Raw genomic sequence first — 2430 nt, 5'->3', positions numbered from 1 at the left:
TGCCCAGGAATGTAGCGTTTGAAGCCGTCGTGATGCGGCCGGTGAGAGTCAGCTCGGCAGTCACTAGATCAGGAACTGCCATCAGTCCTCGGGAAGGGTGCAGATGTGCCCGTCGGCGTCCATGGGGTAACCGCAGAGAGGGCACGTCGGACGCCCAGCGCCCACGATCTCGCGGGTGCGCATGGCGAATGCGCGGGCGGTGCCGACCGGTATTCGCACCAGCAGCATTTCTGTCTCGTTGGCGCCGTCTTCTTCAAGCGATGCGTCGTTGTCATCAGCATCAACAGTGGTGATGGGGTGGGCCTCAATGACGACTTGGGCCGTGGTTGGGTCCCACCCCAAGCTCATGGCCCCGGTGCGAAATTGCTCCTGGACGGCCTCGAGCTGTTCATTGTCGACAAGTTCAATGGGAGTACTCGTGGGAACGCTGAAGGGGTTGCCTTCAACGGTGCTGAGCTGGTCGAGAATTTCGTCGATCTTTTCCGCGAGCAGAGCCGCCTGCTGTTTCTCGAGGGCAACACTCACGACCTGCGTCCCTGCGCGCACCTGCAGGTAGAAGGTTCGCGCCCCCGGAAGGCCAATGGTGCCAACGACGGCCCGATCAGGCCAGTCAAACTCGTGGATACGTGAAGGCATATCTGTATTCTAGGCACATTTGGTTCATGGCGCTTTTTGTCCTGCACCGCCGCCCACCGGCGCGTCACCAGCGGAGATGCCGTTCGAAAGCCACGACAGATCGCCTGCGGTGGTGTTGGTCGCGTAGACGGTCGGCCGACTAGCGCCGTAGTGCACGATCGACACCGAGGCAGGGCCAATGTTGATGCGCTGGAACAAGTCAAGGTGCATGCCGAGCGCGTCGGCGAGGATTGACTTGATGATGTCACCATGGCTCACAGCCACCCACACAGCCCCTGGCCCGTACTCGGCGTGGAAGGCTGCATCGTGGCGTCGAATTGCTGCCACGGACCGAGCCTGCATCCCGGCCATTGATTCACCACCGGGAAATACGACGGCGGACGGTTGGGACTGCACCATCGGCCACAAATCCTCGCTCGCGAGATCACGCAGTGCGCGGCCCTGCCACTGGCCGTAATCGCACTCGATGAGATCCGGATCGACCGTAGTGTTCGGAGTGCCAGCCTGGCGATCGAGGATGAGCTGGGTGGTTTGCCGACAACGCTCAAGAGGGCTCGATACCAGTCCGACTAAGGGCACAGGAGCGAGACGGGCTCCGGTCAGGGCTGCCTGGTTGCGCCCGACCTCGTCTAGATCGACGCCCTCGGCCCGGCCGGCCAGCAGTCCAGTGGCATTGGCTGTGGTGCGGCCGTGCCGCACGAGAATAACTGTCGCCATCCACCCAGCCTAGTCACTTCCCTCGGTGGGGGTGTGGACGGCCCCGGTTGGCGCGGTGACCAGGCAGACAGAGTACTGGCGGAACCCTTCATGCACGCCGACGGGTTCAAAGACGCCCAGACAGCTACGGAAAGCATCGACCAGCTCATGTGATGCACGGGGCGTCCAAAGGATGGTCCCGTGCTGGAAATTGGTGGAGTTCCGCTTCAATGCCTAAATCAACGAGACTTTCAGGCCCGCTTCTGGCTGTCTTCCGCCCGTAGGAACAGGGCCATGTTGCACCCAGGCAAAAGAACCATTAGCCGGAGACAACACTCAGCCGTCCCCTATTCCTCGGGTACCGTGCCCACCTGCTTGGCCGGTACCCCAACAACCACAGCGCCTGCGGGCACGTCCTTGGTGACAACGGCACCTGCTCCCACGACGGCGCCATCGCCGATGCTGAGTCCCGGCAATACCGTTACGTTGGCCCCGAACCACACGCCCCTGCCGATGACGACGCGGGCCGGGTGCATATCGGAGCGCCTGCTCGGCAATATGTCGTGGTTCAACGTCGTGATGACGGCGTTGTGGCCGATGAGGGATCCAGCACCGATTTCGATGCCGCCCTGGTCCTGGAAACGGCAGCCGCTGTTGATGAAAACGTTCTCACCGAAGCGGATGTTCTTCCCAAAGTCGGCGCTGAACGGTGGGAACAGCTGCAGGGACTCGGGAACGTCGCAGCCGGTCAGCTCGCTCATCAGAGCCCGCACACCCTCGGAGGAGTGGTAGCTGCCGTTGAGCTCGGCCGTGATGCGCAGGGACTCCTGGCTTGCAGCGTGCATCGCCTCGTGGTGCGGTGACCCGCCGGAAATTGTCTCCCCAGAGTTAAGCGCAGCCAAGAGTTTGTGGAGTCCTTGAATTTCAGCCATGTGCCCACGATAGCGTGTCGTTGACAGCTCCCGGGATGCGTGTCGGAGCCAGACTGGGCGCAACTGAATGGAGCCCCAAGGATGTCGACGTGATCGCCATCGGAGCAGGTCTCGCAGGTCTGCAGAATTTTGGTGTGGGAGTGGTGGTCCGCTCGGGTCAGAGCAC

3 protein-coding genes and 1 pseudogene are annotated in these 2430 nt (G+C 62.1%); all 4 read right to left on the bottom strand.

The window, feature by feature from the left end:
• Positions 1-82, bottom strand: a pseudogene (locus tag Q4P21_RS15300) (phosphatidylinositol kinase); the annotation flags it as partial.
• Positions 82-636, bottom strand: coding sequence for a DUF3090 domain-containing protein (locus Q4P21_RS15295; RefSeq protein ID WP_303389588.1), 555 nt, complete (start codon positions 634-636; stop codon positions 82-84). The gene Q4P21_RS15295 and the pseudogene Q4P21_RS15300, both read right to left, overlap by 1 nt.
• A gap of 24 nt (positions 637-660) precedes the next feature.
• On the bottom strand, positions 661-1353 hold the full coding sequence (locus Q4P21_RS15290; RefSeq protein ID WP_303389587.1) for a histidine phosphatase family protein: 693 nt from the start codon (positions 1351-1353) through the stop codon (positions 661-663).
• A gap of 326 nt (positions 1354-1679) precedes the next feature.
• Positions 1680-2264, bottom strand: coding sequence for a DapH/DapD/GlmU-related protein (locus Q4P21_RS15285; protein ID WP_303389586.1), 585 nt, complete (start codon positions 2262-2264; stop codon positions 1680-1682).
• Positions 2265-2430 lie beyond the last annotated feature (166 nt).

It is taken from the genome of Arthrobacter sp., assembly GCF_030540645.1.
In the GTDB taxonomy this organism is placed as follows: Bacteria; Actinomycetota; Actinomycetes; order Actinomycetales; family Micrococcaceae; genus Specibacter.
Note: the sequence above shows the minus strand (reverse complement) of the source record. Positions and strands in the feature narration are given on the sequence as shown.